We start from the raw sequence: 21,681 nt of genomic DNA on the forward strand, positions 1-21,681 counted from the left end.
GAAAAGAAATGCTGCTAGTCCCGGACCGTCGTTCCGTCTGTCGTCAGTTGTACCGGCCTGCGGATCACCCGCAGAATGCTGTCCAGATTGGTGATCAGCGTTCCGGTAATAATCGTAATCATGCCGGCGACCGAGAGCCAGGTGATGCGTTCATGATACAGCACGGCCCCTGCCGCCATGGCGATCATGGGCGAGATGTACAGCCAAGTCGACGGAAAAACGGGATTCGTCTTGGCAACCAGCCAATAATAGAGACTGTGGGCGACCATGGATCCCATAACGATCAGATAAACGAGTGAACCGAGTGCGGCACCGGCGGGCAGCCCGGCGGCATGTATAGGCTCAGTCAGCAGAGATAGCACAAGCAGAAGGAATCCGCCATGCATCATCTGCGCCGCATTCAGCGCAATGGGCGATGCTTCGGGAAAGCGTTGGATCACCTTTCGTGAATACAGCGTTCCTGCGGCGTAGCAGATTTCCCCGGCAAGGATGACCAGTCCGCCGATGATCCAGGCGCCTCTGGAGGAGGGAGAGAGGTCCGAGAGCAGCAGCAGCAGGACGCCCGCGAAACCTAGAAGGCAGCCGGCGACGGTCCTCGTCGTGCTCTTTGCTTTGAAGACCAGCATTTGGATGAGTAAAATGATCAGCGGACCTGTAGCCGAGAAGACGGCGGCGGATCCGGAAGAAACGTGCTGCTCGGCCCAATAGAGCGGCGCAAACGTGCCGAAGGTCAGCAGGATGCCGCTCAGCAGCATTTCTTTGCGCAGCAGAAGACGGAAACGGGACTTTTTGCGCCAAACCATCCACAAAAACAGCGCCAAGCCGGCCGCAAAAAAGCGCAGTCCCGCCGAGAAAAAGGGCGGAGCGGACGCGTCCACCCCGATTTTAATGGCCAGAAACGTGGTGCCAAAAATAAGACACATTAGCAAGTAGTTGACAAGTATCATGCTAAATCCTCCTTTGGTTGTCTTCCCATCATACAAGGAGGCTTACAGAACAGATGCATGATCACAGAACAGATGGACGCGGGTTTATAGTACAATGAGTCTACAACCCATTTGATGTCCGGAGGGAAAATGAAATTGCAGACGACACAGAAGGATCATCCGCTGCTGTACCGGCAGGTCTATGATCATATTGTCGCCAGGATTCAGCGGGGAGAACTTGTTGCCCATGACAAGCTTCCTTCGATCCGGATGCTGGCCGGGGAGCTGCAGGTTCATCGGCTCACCGTTTTTCGCGCTTACCAGCTGCTGAAGGAAGAGGGGAAGGCTTACGTAAAGGAAAAATCGGGGTATTATGTTGCTCCGATGCATGAAATCACGGGACTGCCAACCTATGAAAAAAGCTCACCTGCTGCCCGGACCTATCGGAACGAGATGTCCGACATTCAGCGTGTGCCTTCCGTTTATCAATTTTCGCAGGCGCTGATTGATCCCAATCTGCTGCCCAATTTGTATCTGTCCCAATATGTCAAAGAGGTGTTTGACCGCTATCCGAAAATGATCGGCACTTATTCCGATTTGCAGGGGGATGCCGAGCTGAGGGATTTTCTGGGCGATTACATGACAGGAAGGCTCAAGGTGAGTATATCGGCGGACGAGTTGATCATTACATCCGGTGCGCAGCAGGCTATTGATCTGTTAGCCCGGCTCTATATTCGTCCGCTGGACGCCGTGATGGTGGAGCGTCCGACTTACAGCGCGGCACTGGATATTTTTCGCGCTCAGGGGGCGCGTTTTCTCCCCGTCGACATTTCGCCCGGCGGATACGACCTTGTCCAGGTCGAGGAGATGATGAAACGGCACAAGCCCCGCTTTTTTTATATGAATCCGACCTTTCATAACCCAACGGGCTATTCGGTCCCTGCCGGTCAGCGGAAAGAGCTGGTCGCCTTGGCCGAGAAATATCAGTGCCTGCTCGTTGAGGACGATACGTTTCGGGACATTTATTTCGGAGAGCCTCCGTCGTTACCGCTGTTTACCTATGACACGGAGGGATGGGTTATCTATTTGAGCAGCTTCAGCAAATACGTAGCTCCAGGTCTTCGGATCTGTGCTGTGGTGGGCCGAAGCTCGGTCATCCAGCCGCTGTTAACCTTGAAGTCGCTTGCGGATAACGGCTCGCCGCTCGTCAATCAGAAGCTGTTTCTGCACTATTTCGGATCAGAGCGGATGCAGAATCACCTGGAAAAGCTGCGGATTGCCCTTCAGATCCGGCGGGATCTGATGATCGAGTCACTCCGGGACACCGGCTGGCAGTGGACTGTGCCTGAAGGCGGTCTCAACCTGTGGGTGAAGCTCCCGGATCAACTTTCTGTGGACATGTTATGGCAGCGCGCCACCGCGGAGGCGGTTTCGTTCGTTCCAGGCGCGGTGTTTGACCCGAAGCGCGAAATGCGGTCCTGGTTCAGGCTCAGCTACAGCTTTGTCAATGAGGAGCAGATTCGGACCGGCATGCGGCTTCTGACAAACTTGGCGGGCAGCATGGACAATAGATAGCCTCGATCCCACCTTCGTTACACCCAAAAATCATCATGAACTTTTTGCCATGACGCGTTACAATAATGATGGAGGCCGAACAACCGGTACCCGCTTGCAGCAGGCAATGGAGCAGGCGGGAAGAAACGGCAGCCGATCCAATGGATCGATTATAGAGAGGTGGACTTATATCATGGCTTTGATTCAATGTCACTTTTTTTCGGACGTGCTGCAGCTCAGTACTTCCATGACGGTCATTCTTCCGCAGCAGACCCGCCATCAGATCGGGATGCAGAATAACACATTTGCGGACAAGCATCCGACGCTGTATCTGCTCCACGGATTGTCGGATGACGATTCCATCTGGCTGCGCAGAACGTCGATCGAGCGTTATGTCGCATCGACGGGACTGGCGGTCGTTATGCCCCAGGTGCACCGCAGCTTCTACGCGGACATGGCTTACGGGAACAAGTACTGGACGTTTATCAGCGAGGAACTCCCAAGCATTGCCCGTTCTTTCTTCCCGCTATCGGCGGAAAGGGAGGACAATTTCGTTGCAGGGCTGTCCATGGGAGGTTACGGGGCGTTCAAATGGGCGCTAAGCAAACCGGAGAGCTTTGCGGCCGCCGCTTCATTGTCAGGTGCGATGAATGGTCTCCATGTTCCGGAAAATATGGACCTTTTCACGGACTACAAGCTGATCTATGGCGACAAGCCGGAAAAGAACCGCGAGGAGGACTTGTTCTGGCTGATGGAACAGTGTGCGAAGTCGGAAGGGCCGAAACCGATGCTGTACCAGTGCTGCGGTACCGAGGACTTTTTGTACGAGGACAACGTTATGTTCCGCGAAGCGTGCAAGCAGTCGGGTCTGGATTATACATACGAAGAGGGCCCGGGAAGCCATGAATGGGGATATTGGGACGCCAAAATTCAAGACGTGCTCGCCTGGCTCCCGCTGAAGAACAACGCATAACCTGAGGATGTGCAACCTTGTAATGCAGACCGAGGCATACGACCTATGCCGAGGTCTTTTTTTGTAAATGAAAAAAAACATCGGCTTCAAGACAGAACTTCCTTATATTCCACTCTTGGGGACGATTTGAATCCTCGTGTAGAATAACCTGTCCACGGAAAGGGTAATGTTATACAGAAACAGCCCAAGAAATGGATAAGGAGTGAGCGAAGAATGGGTAACATGACGGCGACGGGAAGTACCGATCAGAAATCTGGCACCACAGGGAAAAGTCTCGGCCAGTATTTGTTTGACTGCTTAAAGCTTGAGGGAATTACCGAAATTTTCGGCGTGCCCGGAGACTATAATTTTACCCTGCTCGATACGCTGGAGAAGTATAACGGCATTGAATTTATCAATGGAAGAAATGAATTGAACTCGGGATACGCGGCGGACGCTTACGCCAGGATCAAAGGCATTTCGGCGCTGATTACGACGTTCGGCGTCGGTGAACTCAGTGCCTGCAACGCGATCGCCGGGGCAAACAGCGAGCACATTCCGCTGATTCATATCGTCGGATCCCCTCCGGACAAGGATCAGAAGGAGCATAAGCTGATGCACCACACCTTGATGGACGGCAATTTTGACGTCTTTCGCAAGGTGTATGAGCCAATTACGGCCTATTCGGCCGTCGTCACGCCGGAGAATGCCGAGATCGAAATTCCGACGGCTATCCGGATCGCCAAGGAGAAGAAAAAGCCGGTCTATCTGGTGATCGCCGACGACTTGGTCTCAAAGCCTGTTATGGGAAGGGGAGAACCGACACCGCCAAAACCGTCATCCAACCTGACGACTCTTCAAGCAGCGGCGGACCAGGTGCGCCAGCTGCTTGACCGGGCCCGCAAGCCGGTTTTGCTGGTTGACGTGAATGCGATGCGTTTTGGACTTCAAACGGCGGTGCGCCAGTTGGCAGATGCCATGAATATTCCGGTGGCGACGATGATGTTCGGTAAAGGTGCTTTCGATGAGTCACATCCCAACTATATCGGGGTGTACGGCGGCTCGTTTGGTTCGTCTGAAGTACAAACGGCGGTGGAACAAGCCGACTGCGTCATCGCGGTCGGGATGGTATGGGCCGACAGCAATACGGGCACGTACACCGCCAAATTGAATCCGCTCGTTACCGTCGATATTCAGCCCAAGATGATCAAGGTGGGAGGGGCTGAATTCCCGAATGTGCTGGCTGCCGACATGCTGCTTGAGCTGCAAAAGATCGGTTATAAAGGCAGCGGCGCCGCCGGCAAGGGGGCGTTTCCGTATGATCAAGTTACGGGTGAACCCGAAGCACCGCTGCTCGCCTCGACTTATTATCCAAGGATTCAGCGCATGCTGAAGGAAGGCGACATCGTCGTCGCCGAGACGGGAACGTTCTATAACGGCATGGCTTATGTTCGGCTGCCCCGGAACGTCACGTATATTACGCAAGGAGGGTGGCAGTCGATCGGCTATGCCACGCCGTCAGCGTATGGTGCCTGTATTGCCGCTCCGGACCGCAGGGTGCTGCTGTTTACGGGGGACGGCTCGCTGCAGCTGACCGCGCAGGAGATCAGCTCGATGATGTATTACGGCTGCAAGCCGATCATTTTCGTTCTGAATAATGACGGATACACCATCGAAAAATACTTGAACGTGAAAACAGAGAATCAGCGCTACAACCAGATTCCGCTCTGGTCGTACACGAAGCTGGCCGAAGCCTTCGGCGGAGAGGCGTTTACGGCGACGGTGCGGACAAACGGGGAGCTTGAGCAGGCGTTCGCTCAGGCGGATCAGGAGCGGGCCGGAAAGCTCTGCATCATTGAAATGATCGCCGCCGACCCGATGGATGCGCCGGAATATATGAAGCGGATGCGCAATTACATGGAGGAGCAGGCGAAAAAAGGGCAGAAATAAAGCATGGAATCCGTGCTGCCGGAAGGTTCTTGATGAACTTTCCAGCAGCACTTTTTTTGTGTATGTATCGATTCCGGTAAGATGAGGTAAAATCGCTGATTTTGACCGGTTTATGGGCATGTTCAGAATTTGTACAGTTGAATCTAGTAAGTTAGCTCTATACACATAGATAAATGGAGTGGTTATTAGGATGTTCGAACGTTATTTTACAGAAATGCGTAAGCTTAGTCATGAGGATGAATTACGTTACCGCTATTTGATCAGAGGGGTTAAACTGCTGCTGGAGCAGCGGAAGTCGGAGAGCTCTAAAGGATTTCACCGATGGAGAAGATGCCGGCAGTCCGAATCGATCCAGCCCGGGACCTGGGATTAAAGTTTGAATGTCGAAAAATTGACATCTTTTTGTCATTTGTTGAATAGGAGTTACACGTTATTCTTTTGGTAGGACTTAAGAGTGTGTCAAAGGAGATATCTATGAAAGTGATGAAAGACTTCTCGCCCAGAAAACCGGCCGGATGGCTGGTGCTCGCGGTTCTGGCAATAAGCATGCTGTCAGGATGTACTTGGATGGGGGGAGACGATACGGACGGCGGCATAAAAACGGCTGAGGCTGACAAGCCGGTCCAGCGTTATACCGGTGAGATGAGCCAGGCTGTTTCTCTGGCTTACACGACAAGCCGGAACCTTGCCTTAACGTTTAACGGGATGGCAGACGTCCAAACGATGGACAAGCTTTTTGATCAGCTGGATGCCTTAGGCATAAAAGCAACCTTCTTTTTGCCCGGGATGCGGGTTGCGGAGGAACCGGATATCGCCCGGCAGATTTTGTCCCGGGGACATGAGATTGAAAACAACACGCTGAATGCGGTCGACATGAGCCGGATGGACTACGGACAGATCTACAAGGAAATCCATTTGGCCAACGATGTCATCCGTAAACAAACGGGGGTCACTCCGAAGTTCGTCCGAACGCAAACGGGGGCGATCAGCGACGATATCCGGCTGGCAGCGGCGCAGAGCGGACAGCAGGCGGTCATATCCTACAGTCTGTTTTTACATAATTGGAAGGCGGAGACCCCTCAGCAAAAAAAGAACTATATCCGGAAATACATTAACCGCGGTGGGATCGTGGCGATTGACCTGGCGGAGAACCGGACTTTGAATGAATCGGTGAACCTGATCGCTGCGGAAGCTTCGGCAGCCGGTTATCATTTCGTTACTTTAGACAAGCTGGTCGCCACAGGCGGCGTACGTAAACCGGCCGACACGGTTCAAGGGTATCAGGCTGCGAAGTATAACGCCGATTACGCCAAAGCGGATTACAATCTCGTGTACAGCCACAAGACCGCCAAGAAGGAAATCGCCCTTACCTTTGACGACTGGGGCACAGATGAAACGATCACGAAGCTGCTCGATATTTTGGACCAGTACCACGTGAAGGGTACGTTTTTTTTGCGTGCGGACGGGGTTGAGAAAAATCCGAACCTGGCGCGGGCGATCGCGCAAGCAGGGCATGATGTCGGAAATCATACTTACAGCCATCCGGTACTGACCAAGCTCAGCGTCAAGCAGCTGCAGGATGAAGTGGTCAAGGCACACCGTATCATTACGGATGCGATCCAGCAGCAGCCGGCCATGCTGTTCCGGCCGCCGACCGGCGATATTGACGACCGGACAGCCCGGATTATCGCGGCGGCCGGTTACCGGAATATTGTCGATTTCGATATCGATCCGAATGATTGGAACCGGGAGCGCACCGCTTCACAGATCGTGAACTCGGTTATCCAGCAAAGCCACAGCGGCGGGATTATTTTGCTGCATTCGCTGGACGATACCCACACGGCGGAAGCACTGCCTGGCATTATTCAAAACTTACGGAAACAAGGATACACGTTCGTGAAACTGTCCGACTGGATTTCTGATGATGGGAATCCGTCAGGTAAAGAAAGATAGATGGAGATGGAATATGTCAACACCAACTAAAGAAGTGCTGTATGCATACAGCCCGGTCGCGGTCATTGGACTCGGGTATGTAGGCCTTCCCCTGGCACAGGCGTTCTCGAAAAAGATGCGGGTGATCGGCTTTGATGTCAACCCGGACAAGGTCAGCCGGCTGCAGGAGGAAGCTTCTTCTAATGCGCAGACGTCCGTGTATGACGCAGACCCAGCGTCTGCGGGATTGGAATATACATCTGAGGCGGACCGGCTTGGCGAAGCCGTGTTTTATGTGATTGCCGTACCGACCCCGGTGCAGAGCGGTAACGTGCCGGATTTACGGTTTGTGGAAGAAGCGAGCCGCATGGTCGGCAGGAGATTGCGCCAAGGTGCTGTCGTGGTTTATGAATCGACCGTGTACCCTGGCGTCACTGAAGAGATTTGCGTTCCGATCCTGGAGGCGGAGTCAGGCCTGCGCTGCGGGACGGATTTTAAAGTAGGATATTCGCCGGAGCGGATCAATCCAGGCGATGAGGTTCACCGGCTAGACAATATCGTCAAGATCGTGTCGGGAATGGATGAGGAATCGCTTGGGATCATTGCCGGCATGTACGAACAGATCATCGATGCCGGCGTATACCGGGCGGAAAGCATCAAGGTGGCCGAAGCGGCAAAGGTTATTGAAAATGCCCAGCGGGACATTAACATCGCCTTTATGAACGAACTGTCCATGCTGTTCCACCAGATGGGCATCGATACCCGGGAAGTGCTGCGCGCCGCAGGGACAAAGTGGAATTTCCTGAACTTCGTTCCCGGTTTGGTTGGCGGGCACTGCATTGGAATCGATCCGTACTACTTGACGTATAAAGCGGAGGATACCGGCATCCGTTCACGGATCATTCTGGCGGCACGGCATATCAACGACGGGATGGGCAAATATGTCGCCGAGCAGTTGATCAAGCTGCTTGTCCGGCAACGGCTGGACCTGCGTGACGTGAAGGTCGCCGTTCTCGGCCTGGCATACAAGGAGGACTGCGCCGATATCCGGAATTCCAAAGTGGTGGATATCATCAAAGAGCTTCAGGATTACGGTATTCAACCCCAAATCGTTGACCCGCTGGTAGACCCGAAAGCGGCTTATGCCGAATACGGTCTGGAGCTGTCCCGGGTGGAGGAGCTGCTGGACCTGCATGTGCTGGTCACGGCCGTCCCGCATCAATGCTTTGCGGGCATGGGCTATGCGGATATGGATCCGATGTTCAGAAAGGACTCGGTAAAGATCTTGCTGGACGTTAAGGGAATATATGACAAAGCAGAGTTCGAGCGTCAGGGTTACATTTATTGGCGGCTGTAACGAGAGCAGATGGGAGAAATAAGAACCGTGTTCAGACGAAAGAAAAAACAAACCGATGAGGTTCTGACCTTACCCCGTTCGGATCGGCGGATCTTATCAAATGTTCCTGACCCGGAACAAATTCGCCGTTCAGTCGACCGGAGAGGCTCGCGGGATAACGATGCGGACCAGTTCAGCTCGGATTATTTGGAAAGGATGCGGAAATTCAGCCTGCGTTACGAGGCGGATTTTCCCGTGCTTCTGACTTGGGGCAAAGGAAAGAACCGGAGAAAACTGAAAACGAAGGCTGTTGATGTATCTTCAACAGGCCTCCTGCTCGAGCTGCCCTTCACGACGGACCACATCCAGCCGGGGAGCAAAGTGTCCATGCACTTTGAAATTCCGGCAGGCACGATGCCGGAAGGCTTTGAATCCAAAGTGGATATCGAAGGAGTCGTCGTACGGACCTTTGAGCGCGGAACCGGCAGAGAGACTGTTATGATGGCTGCTTTTGAGTTCACCAACCCGCTGCATGAATATTTTCAGCGCAGACGCTGGGGATACTCCGTGTATACGGCCAGCGGCCTGCTGCTGCTTGCCGCCGTTTTTGTGCTGCTGCTTCGGGCGGAGAGCATCATTTATTTTAAGTACAATTTCCTGCTGTATTTATACAGCCTGATCGCCGCGGCATTTCTGTTGACGAGATACTTGTTCGGATCTCTATACCGTGACGTGCCGGTCAATCCGGATTTTACGCCGGGCGTATCGATCATTATTCCGTGCTTTAATGAAGAGAAGTGGATCCATCGGACGATTATCAGCTGCATCAACCAGGATTACCCGGTGGACAAGCTGGAGGTCATCGTCGTTGATGACCGCTCTACCGACCGGTCCGCGGAGCAGATTCAGAAAACGATCGACCTGCTTCATCAGGAAGCCGACCGCTTTCAAACCAAAGAACGGCTTCGGATGCATATCCTCCCTGAGAACGGGGGGAAACGGGAAGCCTTGGTGCAGGGGGTACGGATGGCCAAGCATGATCTGGTCGTGTTCGTGGATTCGGACAGCTTCCTCGATCCGCTCGCCATCAAGCACTTGGTGCAGCCCTTCCAGGATCCGCGTATGGGCGGGGTTGCCGGGCGGACGGACGTGGAGAACAAGTACACCAACTCCATCACGAAGCTCCAGACCGTGCGCTATTATATCGCGTTCCGGATTATGAAAGCGGCCGAGTCCTGGTTTGACAGCGTCACCTGCCTGTCCGGGCCGTTATCCTGTTATAAAAAGAGGCTTGTGCTGAAGCATGCGGACGCCTGGCTCAACCAGAAGTTTCTGGGGCAGCCCGCTACGTTCGGAGACGACCGCAGCATGACCAACTTTATCCTGAAGACACACCGGACGGCGTACCAGGATAAAGCGATTTGCTCCACGATCGTTCCTTCGGAGATGAATGTCTTCCTGAAGCAGCAGATGCGATGGAAGCGTTCCTGGCTGCGGGAATCCCTTAGGGCGGCCGGATTTATTTGGCGCAAGGAACCGTTTATGGCCCTCTTTTTCTACATCGGTGTCATCGTTCCGATCGCTGCGCCGCTGATTGTGCTCTATAACCTGCTGTATGTGCCCATTTTCCACCATGTGTTTCCGGGAACCTTCTTGATGGGGCTTCTGCTGATGTCCCTGTTGATGAGTCTGGCCCATCTATTATTCCGTAAAAGCAAGCTGTGGGTATTCGGCTTCGTCTTTTGCTTTTTCTACGAAATGGTGCTGCTCTGGCAAATGCCGGTCGCCTGGTTCACCTTCTGGAAATCAACCTGGGGGACAAGGGAAACGCCGCAGGACATCGAGGCGAGAAATAAAAAAGCCGCAAGAAAAAACCGAAAAAATACGAAGACGGAAGTGCCGCTGTAACCCGGCGGAACCGCGGAATTTAAATGAGGATGCAGGATGAAAAAAGGAAAACGCAGCGAAGCGCTTGATGTGAAGCGCAAAAACCGGCGGAAGTGGATCAAAACCTGGATCCAGCTCTTCCTGGTGATCATGGTCATCTTTCTGATCTACCAAGCCGTCGCAAGAACCGACCGCTACGCCGAACCGGACAAGTCGACGTGGCATAATCGAAGCGGGTTTGTCGCGCTGTCTTATTTTGGGGTCAGCCGAACCGGAACACCGCTTCTGATTGATAAATCCCAGCTCAAAGCCCAGCTACAAACCCTCCATGACCAAGGTTATGTCACTGTGTCACAGCAGGACATCCTCGATTTCTACCATAAGGGGAAGGCGCTGCCGGACAAGGCGCTGTTTTTGTCCTTTGAGGACGGGCGCAATGACTCCAGTCTTTATGCCCAGCCTTTGCTGGAGAGGTACAATGATAAGGCGACCTTCCTCACCTATGCCAACAAGATGGGGAACGGGGATCATAAATTCGTGCAGCCCAAGGAACTCCGCAGCATGATGAAAAGCGGGTATTGGGAAATGGGGACCAACGGGTACCGTTTGACCTACATCAATATTTTCGATAAAAACGGTGGCTACATCGGCGTCAAGGACGAAAACAAGCTGGACAGCAAAGAGGACATCGAGCATTATAATCACTACCTTATGGATTTTATCCGCGATGAAAATATGATTCCGCTCGAGGACCGGGATACGATGCAGGCGCGGATCAGCAAGGATTATCAGCTGATGGATACGGTCTATACCGACAAACTCGGCTTCGTGCCCGGCGTCTATATGATCATGCATGCCAACGCGATGTACGGGAGCATGAACCCGCTTGTGACGGATGTAAATGATCGCAATATCCGTTCTCTGTTCCAGATGCATTTTAACCTGGAGGGCAATGCGTTCAACGGGCCGTCACAGGATGTGTACAACCTGACCCGCATCCAGCCTGAGCCCTACTGGTCAACCAACCATCTTTTGATGAAAATCGGCAAGGACAGCGGCCAGCAAATGACGTACGTGACCGGGGACCGGAAGCAGTCGGGGCAGTGGAAGCAGGCTGGAGGCGCTGCCGAATTCAAGGATAACCGGATCGTTCTGACGTCACCGCCTGCCGGGGAAGGCAAGCTTTTGCTGGATCAAGGAGAACAGGCGCCTGAAGATTTCACTTTAAGCGCGAAGGTTTCCGGCAACGTGGTCGGCAAGCAGTCTTTTTACTTGAAGGACCGTGGAGATGGTCAGCAGTACGTGCGCGTCACGCTGAACCGCAACGTAATCCAGGTGGAGCAGAAGCTGTCTGGATCCTCTGTGACTGTCTTGGGCACACAAAAGCTGGATCCGGTCAAGTGGTCTTCGGAGGATCTCGCCTTTGACAAGGCAACGGTGTATTCCGCAGAAGAAGCGCAGGCCGGCGCCAATACAAATGACGAGGATGTATATCCCGTCAACATCAAAAATACCCGGCAGATTGAAATGAAGGTGTCGGGAAATCGGCTGGAGGTCATCGTGGACGGGAAGCCGGTCCTCCAAACCTCGATCGATCCTTCGCTGAAGGGCGGTGACGTGGGACTGGGATCAGCCTATAGTCCGCAAAACACCAAGGACGATATCTATGACGGAATCTTTGAGGATGTCACGGTGACTACGGAAAATGCGGCGGATGGAAAAACCTCGGTGTGGTATACGAATAAGCTGCTCGGCTGGAAAAAAGTCGCGGCGCAGGTTGAGCATGCCATGGACGCGACGATCGATTGGGCCATCGATACGTTCTGACGAAAGAGCAATTTCAAAGGCGAAATGGCGGTGTAATGAGAAGATGGGTATGAGACAAGTGGCTCAATCCGGATGGATGACTTTGGTGCTTGTCATCGTCGCCGTAGGGGTCGGTTTCAGCATTTGGATGAGGCAGCCGGCAATGCAAGCGGCGGCTCCGCCGGCAAGAACTCCTGTGAACCTCACCGCGTGGGTGGTGGATTGGCAGTGGGAGTCGGGGCTTGCGGATGCAGGGGAGCTGGGCAAGGCTCTGAGCCGTGTTCAGGCGTTTGCCGCCTATTTTGACGAATCGGATCAGCCCTATTTTACGAAGGCGTTCAAAGAAGCGCTGCCGCAAATCCGGGAAACGGCGGAGGCTGCCGGCATCGGCGAGCTGAACTTGACCCTTGTTAACGATATCGTGCGGCAGGACGGCAGCGAGTCCCCCAAAGACTCGGAGCTGGTCTCGCGGCTGGTATCCACGAAGGTAGCGCGGGAGAAGCATATCGCCGAGATTGAAGCCCTGCTCGATCAATACTTGTTTCAAGGGGTGGAGATCGATTATGAGCGCATCCCGGACAAGGACTGGGGCCATATGACCGCTTTTTACCGCGAATTGTATGAGCGGCTGCATGCCAAGGGGAAATCGCTCCGTATCGTGTTGGAGTCAAGGGCTCCCGTCGAAACGCTGAAGCTGCCCGAAGGGCCTGAATATGTGATGATGGCCTACAATTTGTACGGTACGCACAGCGGTCCGGGACCCAAAGCGGACAAAGCTTTTCTGAAAAAGTTAGCCAAGCGGATGACAGCTGTTCCGGGTGATAAAGCAATCGCGATTGCGGCCGGGGGCTTTGACTGGCATGGGGATCAAGTGACTGCCATTACTGAACAGCAGGCCGTAAAGATACGGTACACGAACGGCTCGGAGCTCAAGCGGGACGCGGCCAGCGGAAGTCTCCACTATCAGTACACCGATGATAAGAACGTAAAACATACGGTGTGGTATGCGGACGGTTCAACGCTGACTTCCTGGATCGACACGCTGCGCCAAGCCGGGATTACCCATGTGGCCGTATGGAGGCTTGGGGAACTCGGAAGCGGAACTTTGGACAAGCTGGTTCAAGCTGCCACAACGGCAAAGTAAATCAAAGGCCGCTGCGCGTTTATGCGTCAGCGGCTTAATGATGGATTTCCGGAGCACCCATGGAGGCATGGGTGCTCATGTATTTTTTCGGGGAGATGCCGCAGGCGGACTTAAACGCTTTACTGAAAGCGTAAATGCTGCTGTAGCCAACCTGCTCGGCGATCGCGGACAAGGATAACCGGCTGTACATCATCAGCTCCTTGGCCCGCTCCATCCGGTACCGGATCTGGAATTGGTGCGGGGACACGTCATACGTTTGCTTGAATACGCGCGAGAAGTGATACAGGCTCAGGCAGGCCGTTTTGGATAAGTCCTCCAGCCGAATGATGCCATTGTAATGTTCCATGATGTGGGTCACCGCCCGCTCCATCGCAGCCTGATGAAGCGAGAGCTGCCCATGTTCGGCTGATTTCAGGCCCTTGATGACCAAATACAGAATATCCAGCACGAGCGATTTCTGAAGCAGCGGAAATTCGGCATCCCGGCGCTCGTAGGCGTGGATGAGCCGCATCAGCTCCTGATGAATTTCCGCATGGTTCTGTACCCGGATCAAATGGGGGATTTCCAGCAAGGAACCCAGCCAATCCGGCCGGAGCCACGAAAGCTCTTGTTGGCTGCATTCCGCCCGCAGCTTAAAGTTGATCGGCACCTCCTCGTAGTCTTCATAATACAGGGCGTCGAAATGGATATGGGGCATCCAGCAGGGTCCCCTGGAACGGACAAATTCATGCTCAATACCGGGCTTGAACAGCAGCAGGTCGCCTGGATACACAGTCAGTGAATCCTCGCCAATCCGGATATCGAGCTCGCCTTGTTCAACATACAGCAGTTCGTAATCAAAAATGATCCGCGGCGCCAGTTTCATACGGTCAACTTTGTGATGCCACGCCCTTCGCACGTAGGGGGACAAGGCTTGCAGCAGCTGTTGCCGGTCCATACGCTTTGACAGCTCCCTCCACTATTGGTCCCGTATCCGGGTTTCCGCCCTTTCAGCGGCTCGGCGGTTCTTTATTCTGACAATAGCAAGAATGGATAACAAATAACAAGTCCCAACATCGATAAAGAGGGGAAACGCCTGTAGAATGACTTGTAACCGCTTTAATGCATATCCGATTTGACCAATGACAGGAGAGATGAGTATGGAACCTTTTAACGGGCTGAACATGGGCCTCGGCAATCTATTCCGGATGTCCTCTGCACAGACGAGATCGATCAGCGCGGAAAATGTGACGGGAGCTAAAGGAAAAGGCGGCATGGCCACCCAGGGAACCGGAGCGAATGCCGGCCGGGATTTGGGTCAAGGATGGAAAATATCGCCATCAGTGGATATCAAACCGGGTGAGGTGTTTACCGCCGCAGCAATCGACGGTCCCGGAGCCATTCAGCATATTTGGCTGACCTGCTTTCCGGACAGCTGGCGTCATATGATTCTGCGCTTTTATTGGGATGATGAGCAGGAGCCATCCGTAGAAGTGCCTGTCGGCGACTTCTTCTGCAACGGATGGTGCGAGCGGAGCAATGTCAACTCCCTGCCTGTGGCGGTCAATCCCGCCGGCGGGATGAACAGCTATTGGGTGATGCCGTTTCGCAAGAAGGCCCGGGTTACGGTAGAGAACCGGATGGACAAACCCGTAGTGCTGTATTACCAGTTCACCTATACGCTGACCGAGGTGCCGGAGGATGCGGCCTATTTTCACGCCCAATGGCGTCGGAGCAACCCCTTGCCGTATAAGCAGGACCATGTGCTTCTGGATGGCGTGAAGGGGAGGGGACAGTACGTCGGCACGTACATCGCCTGGCAGGTGAACAACACGGGGTGGTGGGGAGAAGGCGAGATCAAGTTCTATATGGACGGCGACCGCGATTTCCCGACGATTTGCGGCACCGGGACCGAAGACTATTTTGGCGGCGCCTGGAATTTTGAGCATCCACAGGGACAGTACGGTGCGTTTTCCACTGCCTATTTGGGCTTTCACCAGCAAATCAGACCGGACGGCCTATACCGGAGCCAGCAGCGATTCGGGATGTACCGCTGGCATGTGATGGACCCGATCCGGTTTGAACAGGACTTGAAGGTAACGATCCAGGCGCTCGGTTGGCGTTCCGGCGGCCGCTATTTGCCGCTGCAGGACGATATCGCCTCCGTCGCTTTCTGGTATCAATCCGAGCCGCACACCACGCATCCGCCGCTGCCGGATAACGATGGCCTGGAGGTTATTTAATCCCCGCCCTTTCCGGTTAAAGTATGCATAATGCGGTTTACATTGGCCGAAAATGATGTTAATATGGTCAAAATCAAAACGGAACGAAAACGCGGTGAAGAGAAGAGTAGATGAATGGGCAGCCTTGCAGAGAGCTCCGGCAGCTGTGAAGGAGCAGGCCGCCCGTCATTGAAGCAAGCCTCCGAGCGGCGCATTGGAAGAGGGGTCCTCATTCCTTCGGATGGTGCGACAGGAGCTCCTGTTACAGAGCTAGGGTATAAGCATGCGTGCATGCCGTACCCGAAGAGGCGGATGTAGCGATAGATCCGCGAACCGGGGTGGCACCGCGAAATACAATCTCGTCCCCAAGACGTCAGCGTCTTGGAGGCGGGATTTTTTTGTTTTCTTTTTGATTGATATAAGAGCAGGAGGGGACAGTTGATGGAAGGAAAGGTAAGGAAAGAAGAAGCCGTGGATTTTCTAACGAAAACCGTGATGGAGGATGTGGAGAACGAAACGTATTCCAGACCGATCGCGACCCGGTTTCCGCCGGAGCCGAACGGCTATTTGCACATCGGAAGCGCCTATGCAATTCACGTGAACGCAGCCATTGCCGAAGCATTTCACGGGAAGATGAATCTGCGCTTTGACGATACGAATCCACTAAAGGAAGACATGAAATACGTGGACGCGATCCGGGAGGATGTCCGGTGGCTTGGTCTGGACCTGCCGGTGTACTTTGGCTCGGATTATTCGGAAGAGATCTTCGAAGCGGCTTTGAAGCTCATCCGTAAAGGAAAGGCCTATGTCTGCGATTTGTCGGCGGAGGAAATGACGGAATACCGCGGAACGCTCACGGAGTCTGGAAGAAACAGTCCTTATCGCGAACGGACGGTGGAGGAGAATCTATCCCTGTTCCGTCAAATGAAGGAAGGCCGGTTCCCGGACGGCGCCAAGGTGCTGCGGGCCAAAATTGACATGTCTTCGCCCAACATCAACTTGAGGGACCCGGCCTTGTACCGCATCATCCACGCCGAGCATTACCGGACAGGGAGTGAGGAGTGCGTGTATCCGATGTATGATTTTGCCCATCCGATCCAGGATGCGATCGAAGGCATTACGCATTCGCTGTGCTCTGCGGAATTTAGGGATCACCGCCCCTTGTACGAATGGGTGCTGCGCGAGCTGGAAGTAACGGAACCCCCGAAGCAGCGGGAATTCGGACGTCTGAACGTTTCCGGAATGGTCACGAGCAAAAGGTACATCAGGCAGCTGGTCGAAGGCGGATTCGTTGACGGATGGGATGATCCCCGCCTTCCGACCTTGAAGGGGCTGCGGCGAAGAGGCGTTACGCCGGAAGGCCTCCGGAGGTTCATGCAGGAAGTGGGCATGCTGAGGGGGAGCAGCACGGTGGATGCCGCGATGCTCGACCACTTCATCCGCCAGGACTTAAAGGATAAGTCTGTCGCTGTGATGGCTGTGCTTGATCCGCTTAAAGTCGTCATCACGAATTATCCGAAGGGTGAGGTGGAAATGCTGCATCTCAACCACAGCGATGCCGATCCGACGCTTGGCGGCAGGGATGTCCCCTTTTCCGGAGAATTGTATATCGAGCGGGACGATTTTATGGAACATCCGGTACCGGGCTTTCATCGTCTGTTTCCGGGAAGCGAAGTTCGATTGAAGGGGGCGTATTATTTAAAATGCCATCATGCCGTCAAGGATCCGGTGACCGGTGAAGTGATCGAGCTGCACTGCACGTACGATCCCGAGACGAAAAGCGGAACCGGGTTCAGCGGCAGAAAGGTGAAGTCGACGATCCATTGGGTGTCCGCCGCACACGGTGTTCCCGCCGAGGTCCGCTTGTACGGCAGCCTGCTGAAAGATGCCGCGTCCGTGGCGGAATCGGACAATGATTGGGCAGAGCTGGTATCTCCCGATTCCCGAATCATTTACAGGCAAGCGATCATGGAGCCATGGATGAAAAAAGCTTCACCGGATGCCAGATACCAGTTTATCCGCCAAGGCTATTTCTGCTTGGATCACAAAGATCTGTCCGGGCCGGTACCGGTATTTAACCGGATCGTTTCGCTGAAAGATTCGTGGAAGAGGGAAGCATCGCGTTGACCTACGACGGAAGTGGACCAGGTCATGTACCCCACGGTGAATGGGGTATGCCGCATTTTAGAAATGCTGCTACGCTGCCGCAGAGAAATTCCTTGAAAACCAAAAGCACATGGAGGTCTTTTACGATGAAAATCCAACAACTTACGATAAATACCCGGCATTTTGCGGAGATGAAGCAATTTTACGCCGGGAAGCTCGGTCTCCCAGTGGCCGAAGAACAGTCGGATAACGTCACCATTCAAGCCGGCGGCAGCCAGCTCATTCTTCAGAAGGCAGCAGTGCCCGGCGAAAAATCGATGTACCATATTGCTTTTACGATTCCGACGAATCAGCTCGAATCTGCCAAAAAATGGGCAGCTCAGCGTGGAATTACGCTGTTCCGCGATCAGGACGGGGATCAATTTCATTTCGGGAACTGGAATGCCGACGCCCTGTATTTTTACGATCCGGATGAGAATCTGATTGAATTCATTGCCCACCATTCGTTTGATAACGCCGAAAATGAAGACTTCACAAGCAGCCAGCTGCTGCGGATCAGTGAAATCGGGCTCCCTGTTGATGAAGTGGCCGCTGCCGTGGAACAGATTCAAACGACGCTGGGAATGTCCATGTGGAGCGGTGACGGGCGGCAATTTGCGGCGATGGGCGACGCCGAGGGCTTGTTGATCGTGGTGGACCGCGAACGGCCTTGGTTTCCGGATGGGAGAGCACCGATTGTCAGCGGGACACGGGTTGTCATTCAGGCACAAGGCAGCGAGCAGCTTTTGCTGCAGGCAGATCAGTACGACATCCAGTCCCGGGATGAAGAATCCGCTTCGGCTGGTCCACGATCGTAATGAGGATCGGAGTCAGCGTGATATAATAAAGGAACTATTCGAAGTGTAAAAAGTCAGAAGGCAGGGAGTTATGGCCAACATTCACGAAATCGCCAGACGAGCCGGTGTTTCGGTATCCACCGTATCCCGGGTTCTCAACCAGCATCCGTACGTTTCCGCTGAGAAAAGAGCCGCCGTGCAGCGAGCCATCGACGAACTGGATTACACGCCAAACCGCAATGCGGTTGATTTGATCCGCGGCCGGACCCGCAGCATCGGCGTGATCATCCCGTACAACAACAACCCGGCTTTCGACCGGATGCTAAGCGGTGTATTGAACAAATCGGTTGAAGAAGATTACACCGTGACTGTGCTTCCAACCCGATATGATCCGGAGAAAGAGCTGGAGTATTTGACCATGCTGAAAACTAAACTGCTCGACGGCATCATCATCACGTCCCGTGCCAACGATTGGTCGTCCATCGTCCCCTTTGCGGGATATGGTCACATCGTAGCGTGCGAATATACGGAACTGGAGGATATCGGCTGCGCCTACATTGACCGGTATGCCGCGACGCTCGAGGTGTTTTCCTTCCTGAAAAGCATGGGGCACGCCGATGTTGCGTTCACGACGGCAAGAGGGGAGACCAGCATCAGCACCCGGCTGACGATGCAGGCTTACCGGGACGTTTTTGGGGAAGTCCGGCCATGCCGGTGCCTGGATGGCTGCACCACATTGAAGGATGGTATGGATGCAGCCCGCCACTTTCTTGAAGGAAAAGTCCGGCCGACCGCCGTGTATGCCAACGGGGACGATGTGGCAGCCGGAATCCACCAATTTGTTCTCTCTGCCGGGCTGCGTATTCCGGACGATATCGCCATCATCGGACAGGAAAATCAGCCGATTGGCCAAGTCCTTCAGCTTACCACGGTAGACCATCAGCTCTTCCGGGCAGGTGAGGAGGCTTTAAGGCTAGTGACCCGTGGTTCCAGGGATAAGGTGCAGATCCCGTACCGGATCATATACCGTTCTTCATCCGGATAAAGCCAACAAAAAAGACCCGCAGGAGAACATCAGCGTTACTCCGGCGGGTCTATATTATGTGATTTTTATGTAATTTAATCCAAAAGGCTAAATTCTATGAAACATATTGAAATGTAAGTGCGTATATGATATTATAATGTGTACTCCAAAATTAATCACATTATTACCATTTATCGTATCACAACGATTGGTGATTGTCAATATTTTTTACACCTCAGAAAGCCGTATCAAGCGATACAGAGAGATTATTTTCAGGGGGAGGAACGTACAGGATGATGGAAGAACGTGAACGCGATGAAGTGATGAGAAATCAAGCCGAGTCGAATCAACAGGAGCAAGACCAGCCCTATGCTGACGTCGAGCTGCTGCCGACGGGCATGAAGAACGATGATTCTGTGCGTATGTACTTGAAGGGAATTGGCCGTGTCGGCCTGCTGAGCACGGAAGAAGAAATCAAACTGGCCAAGCGCGTCGCTGAAGGGGACGAGGAAGCCAAAAAAATTATGGTCGAGGCGAACCTGCGGCTGGTTGTCAGCATTGCCCGGAGATATGCGGGCCGCGGCATGCAGCTGTTGGATCTGATCCAAGAAGGCAACATGGGGCTCATCAAAGCCGTAGATAAATTCGATTACACGAAAGGCTTTAAGTTCAGCACCTATGCTACATGGTGGATCAGACAGGCGATTACGCGGGCTATAGCCGATCAGGGAAGAACGATCCGGATTCCGGTCCATATGATCGAAACGATTAACAAGCTGGCACGTATATCGCGGCAGCTGGTGCAAGAGCTTGGACGCGAACCCGAAGTGGAAGAAATCGCTGCTGCGATGGAGCTCAGCGTAGAGAAGGTCCGTGAAATTATGAAAATTTCGCAGGATCCGGTTTCGCTCGAAACCCCAATCGGGGACGAGCATGATTCCAAGCTGGGTGACTTTATTGAGGATCATGACGCCCCGGCACCGGTTGACTCTGCGGCGTTCACCTTCCTGAAGGAGCAGCTGGGCGATGTGCTCGACACGCTGACAGAGCGGGAAGAGAACGTGCTCCGTCTGCGCTTTGGCCTCGAAGACGGCCGCACGCGCACACTGGAAGAGGTCGGCAAGGTATTCGGCGTAACCCGTGAGCGCATCCGTCAGATTGAGGCGAAAGCGCTGCGGAAGCTGAGACACCCCAGCCGGAGCAAACGCTTGAAGGATTATATCGAGTAAACGATAGAGTCTAAGCGAATTCATTCGATTTGGAATTCATGAATCATTTCATATGTCATCATATTCATTTGAAAGCTGTCTGCAGGTCTAACTGCAGGCAGCTTTTCTCGTTTGGCCGTGGCTTGAAGGTCTGAAAACGATCGGCACTGGTAACACTGATTTTCATAGAAGGAGGTTGGAAGATTGTGATCATCAGTATATTAATCGTGACCAATGTCTGCTGGCTGCTGCTCTATCTCCGGCAGAAAGGGATGTTGATGCATTACCGATCCAGTGCGATCGATACGCTGACCACCCATAACGAGATGAAAGAAACGCTAAAAATCGGCTTATATCATCGATATAAAAAGGAACAAGGTGATAGCAAGGACGAAGGGTCCCTGGAATTTGAGGTGTTTATCGCCGAAATGATGGAAGCGGTAAGGGGTGGACGGACCTATGTCACCCGAGCATCACGCAATTACGGAATCGATATCGAGGAGCACACCGACCATGGCTTGTACCTGGGGCTTGCCGTTTGTACTGACGACCGGAATCCGGTGGATTACGGCCCCATTGCCGTGGTCCATTCCCAGATGGTGAAGCGCGGTGCCGTCGGCGGATATGTAGCAACGACCGGGGAATTCACGGCGGGTGCGTACCAGTATGCCGATGAACTGAACATCGAGCTGTACAATGGAGACAGGCTGGTGGAGCTGTGGGTGGGAAGCGAAGCAGCCGAGGAAGAAGAACGGACGGAGTTCAGCCCGGCGACTTGACCGCTGCCCTTGATCCGACTGAAGGAGACAGCCGCGTGCA

General features: G+C 53.6%; 17 protein-coding genes and 1 other annotated feature. Of the genes, 15 read left to right on the top strand and 2 right to left on the bottom strand.

All coding sequences use genetic code 11. The annotated features are described in order from the left end of the window. Window positions 1-14: 14 nt before the first annotated feature. Window positions 15-947: a DMT family transporter gene (locus KI379_RS10355; protein ID WP_076166912.1), complete on the bottom strand. Its 933-nt coding sequence runs from the start codon at window positions 945-947 to the stop codon at window positions 15-17. 129 nt (window positions 948-1,076) lie between these two features. On the opposite strand from KI379_RS10355, the gene KI379_RS10360 reads away from it, so the two are divergent. The 9 genes from KI379_RS10360 (at window position 1,077) to KI379_RS10400 (ending at window position 13,487) form a co-directional block, all read left to right on the top strand. Then, window positions 1,077-2,501: an aminotransferase-like domain-containing protein gene (locus tag KI379_RS10360; protein ID WP_212983491.1), complete on the top strand. Its 1,425-nt coding sequence runs from the start codon at window positions 1,077-1,079 to the stop codon at window positions 2,499-2,501. A 172-nt stretch (window positions 2,502-2,673) separates the two neighbouring features. Beyond that, on the top strand, window positions 2,674-3,453 hold the full coding sequence (locus tag KI379_RS10365; protein WP_076166906.1) for an alpha/beta hydrolase: 780 nt from the start codon (window positions 2,674-2,676) through the stop codon (window positions 3,451-3,453). A 213-nt stretch (window positions 3,454-3,666) separates the two neighbouring features. Continuing rightward, window positions 3,667-5,382: an alpha-keto acid decarboxylase family protein gene (locus KI379_RS10370; protein WP_212983492.1), complete on the top strand. Its 1,716-nt coding sequence runs from the start codon at window positions 3,667-3,669 to the stop codon at window positions 5,380-5,382. Between the two features lie 190 nt (window positions 5,383-5,572). Then, entirely contained in the window at window positions 5,573-5,755 is a 183-nt protein-coding gene (locus KI379_RS10375) for a hypothetical protein (RefSeq protein WP_076166900.1), read from the top strand. 101 nt (window positions 5,756-5,856) lie between these two features. After that, window positions 5,857-7,335, top strand: a complete 1,479-nt coding sequence (locus tag KI379_RS10380; RefSeq protein WP_212983493.1) for a polysaccharide deacetylase family protein — start codon at window positions 5,857-5,859, stop codon at window positions 7,333-7,335. A 13-nt stretch (window positions 7,336-7,348) separates the two neighbouring features. Then, window positions 7,349-8,671, top strand: a complete 1,323-nt coding sequence (locus KI379_RS10385) for a nucleotide sugar dehydrogenase (protein WP_076166894.1) — start codon at window positions 7,349-7,351, stop codon at window positions 8,669-8,671. A 9-nt stretch (window positions 8,672-8,680) separates the two neighbouring features. Beyond that, window positions 8,681-10,558, top strand: a complete 1,878-nt coding sequence (locus tag KI379_RS10390; protein WP_212983494.1) for a glycosyltransferase family 2 protein — start codon at window positions 8,681-8,683, stop codon at window positions 10,556-10,558. Window positions 10,559-10,594: 36 nt separating this feature from the next. Continuing rightward, window positions 10,595-12,364 (top strand): polysaccharide deacetylase family protein, encoded by a 1,770-nt coding sequence (locus tag KI379_RS10395; RefSeq protein ID WP_212983495.1) that lies wholly within the window; start codon window positions 10,595-10,597, stop codon window positions 12,362-12,364. A 49-nt stretch (window positions 12,365-12,413) separates the two neighbouring features. Next, window positions 12,414-13,487: a glycosyl hydrolase family 18 protein gene (locus KI379_RS10400; RefSeq protein ID WP_212983496.1), complete on the top strand. Its 1,074-nt coding sequence runs from the start codon at window positions 12,414-12,416 to the stop codon at window positions 13,485-13,487. 34 nt (window positions 13,488-13,521) lie between these two features. Here KI379_RS10400 and KI379_RS10405 read toward each other — a convergent pair whose 3' ends face one another. Further along, complete coding sequence (locus tag KI379_RS10405; RefSeq protein ID WP_076166880.1) at window positions 13,522-14,424, bottom strand: helix-turn-helix transcriptional regulator; 903 nt, start codon at window positions 14,422-14,424, stop codon at window positions 13,522-13,524. A 202-nt stretch (window positions 14,425-14,626) separates the two neighbouring features. On the opposite strand from KI379_RS10405, the gene KI379_RS10410 reads away from it, so the two are divergent. The 6 genes from KI379_RS10410 (at window position 14,627) to KI379_RS10435 (ending at window position 21,641) form a co-directional block, all read left to right on the top strand. Then, on the top strand, window positions 14,627-15,709 hold the full coding sequence (locus KI379_RS10410; RefSeq protein ID WP_212983497.1) for a glycoside hydrolase family 172 protein: 1,083 nt from the start codon (window positions 14,627-14,629) through the stop codon (window positions 15,707-15,709). 85 nt (window positions 15,710-15,794) lie between these two features. Then, window positions 15,795-16,058 (top strand) — a binding site (T-box leader). A 71-nt stretch (window positions 16,059-16,129) separates the two neighbouring features. Then, window positions 16,130-17,815 carry a glutamine--tRNA ligase/YqeY domain fusion protein gene (locus tag KI379_RS10415; protein ID WP_212983498.1) on the top strand — a complete coding sequence of 562 codons (1,686 nt, stop codon included), beginning with the start codon at window positions 16,130-16,132 and terminating at the stop codon, window positions 17,813-17,815. A 125-nt stretch (window positions 17,816-17,940) separates the two neighbouring features. Continuing rightward, window positions 17,941-18,651: a VOC family protein gene (locus KI379_RS10420; protein ID WP_212983499.1), complete on the top strand. Its 711-nt coding sequence runs from the start codon at window positions 17,941-17,943 to the stop codon at window positions 18,649-18,651. A 70-nt stretch (window positions 18,652-18,721) separates the two neighbouring features. Further along, window positions 18,722-19,675 carry a LacI family DNA-binding transcriptional regulator gene (locus KI379_RS10425; RefSeq protein WP_212983500.1) on the top strand — a complete coding sequence of 318 codons (954 nt, stop codon included), beginning with the start codon at window positions 18,722-18,724 and terminating at the stop codon, window positions 19,673-19,675. A gap of 302 nt (window positions 19,676-19,977) precedes the next feature. Then, window positions 19,978-20,883: an RNA polymerase sigma factor RpoD gene (gene rpoD / locus KI379_RS10430; protein ID WP_240913186.1), complete on the top strand. Its 906-nt coding sequence runs from the start codon at window positions 19,978-19,980 to the stop codon at window positions 20,881-20,883. Window positions 20,884-21,068: 185 nt separating this feature from the next. Next, complete coding sequence (locus KI379_RS10435; RefSeq protein WP_244879242.1) at window positions 21,069-21,641, top strand: restriction endonuclease; 573 nt, start codon at window positions 21,069-21,071, stop codon at window positions 21,639-21,641. The last annotated feature ends 40 nt before the right edge of the window (window positions 21,642-21,681 follow it).

Source organism: Paenibacillus cineris (assembly GCF_018333335.1).
Lineage (GTDB): Bacteria > Bacillota > Bacilli > Paenibacillales > Paenibacillaceae > Paenibacillus_AQ > Paenibacillus_AQ favisporus.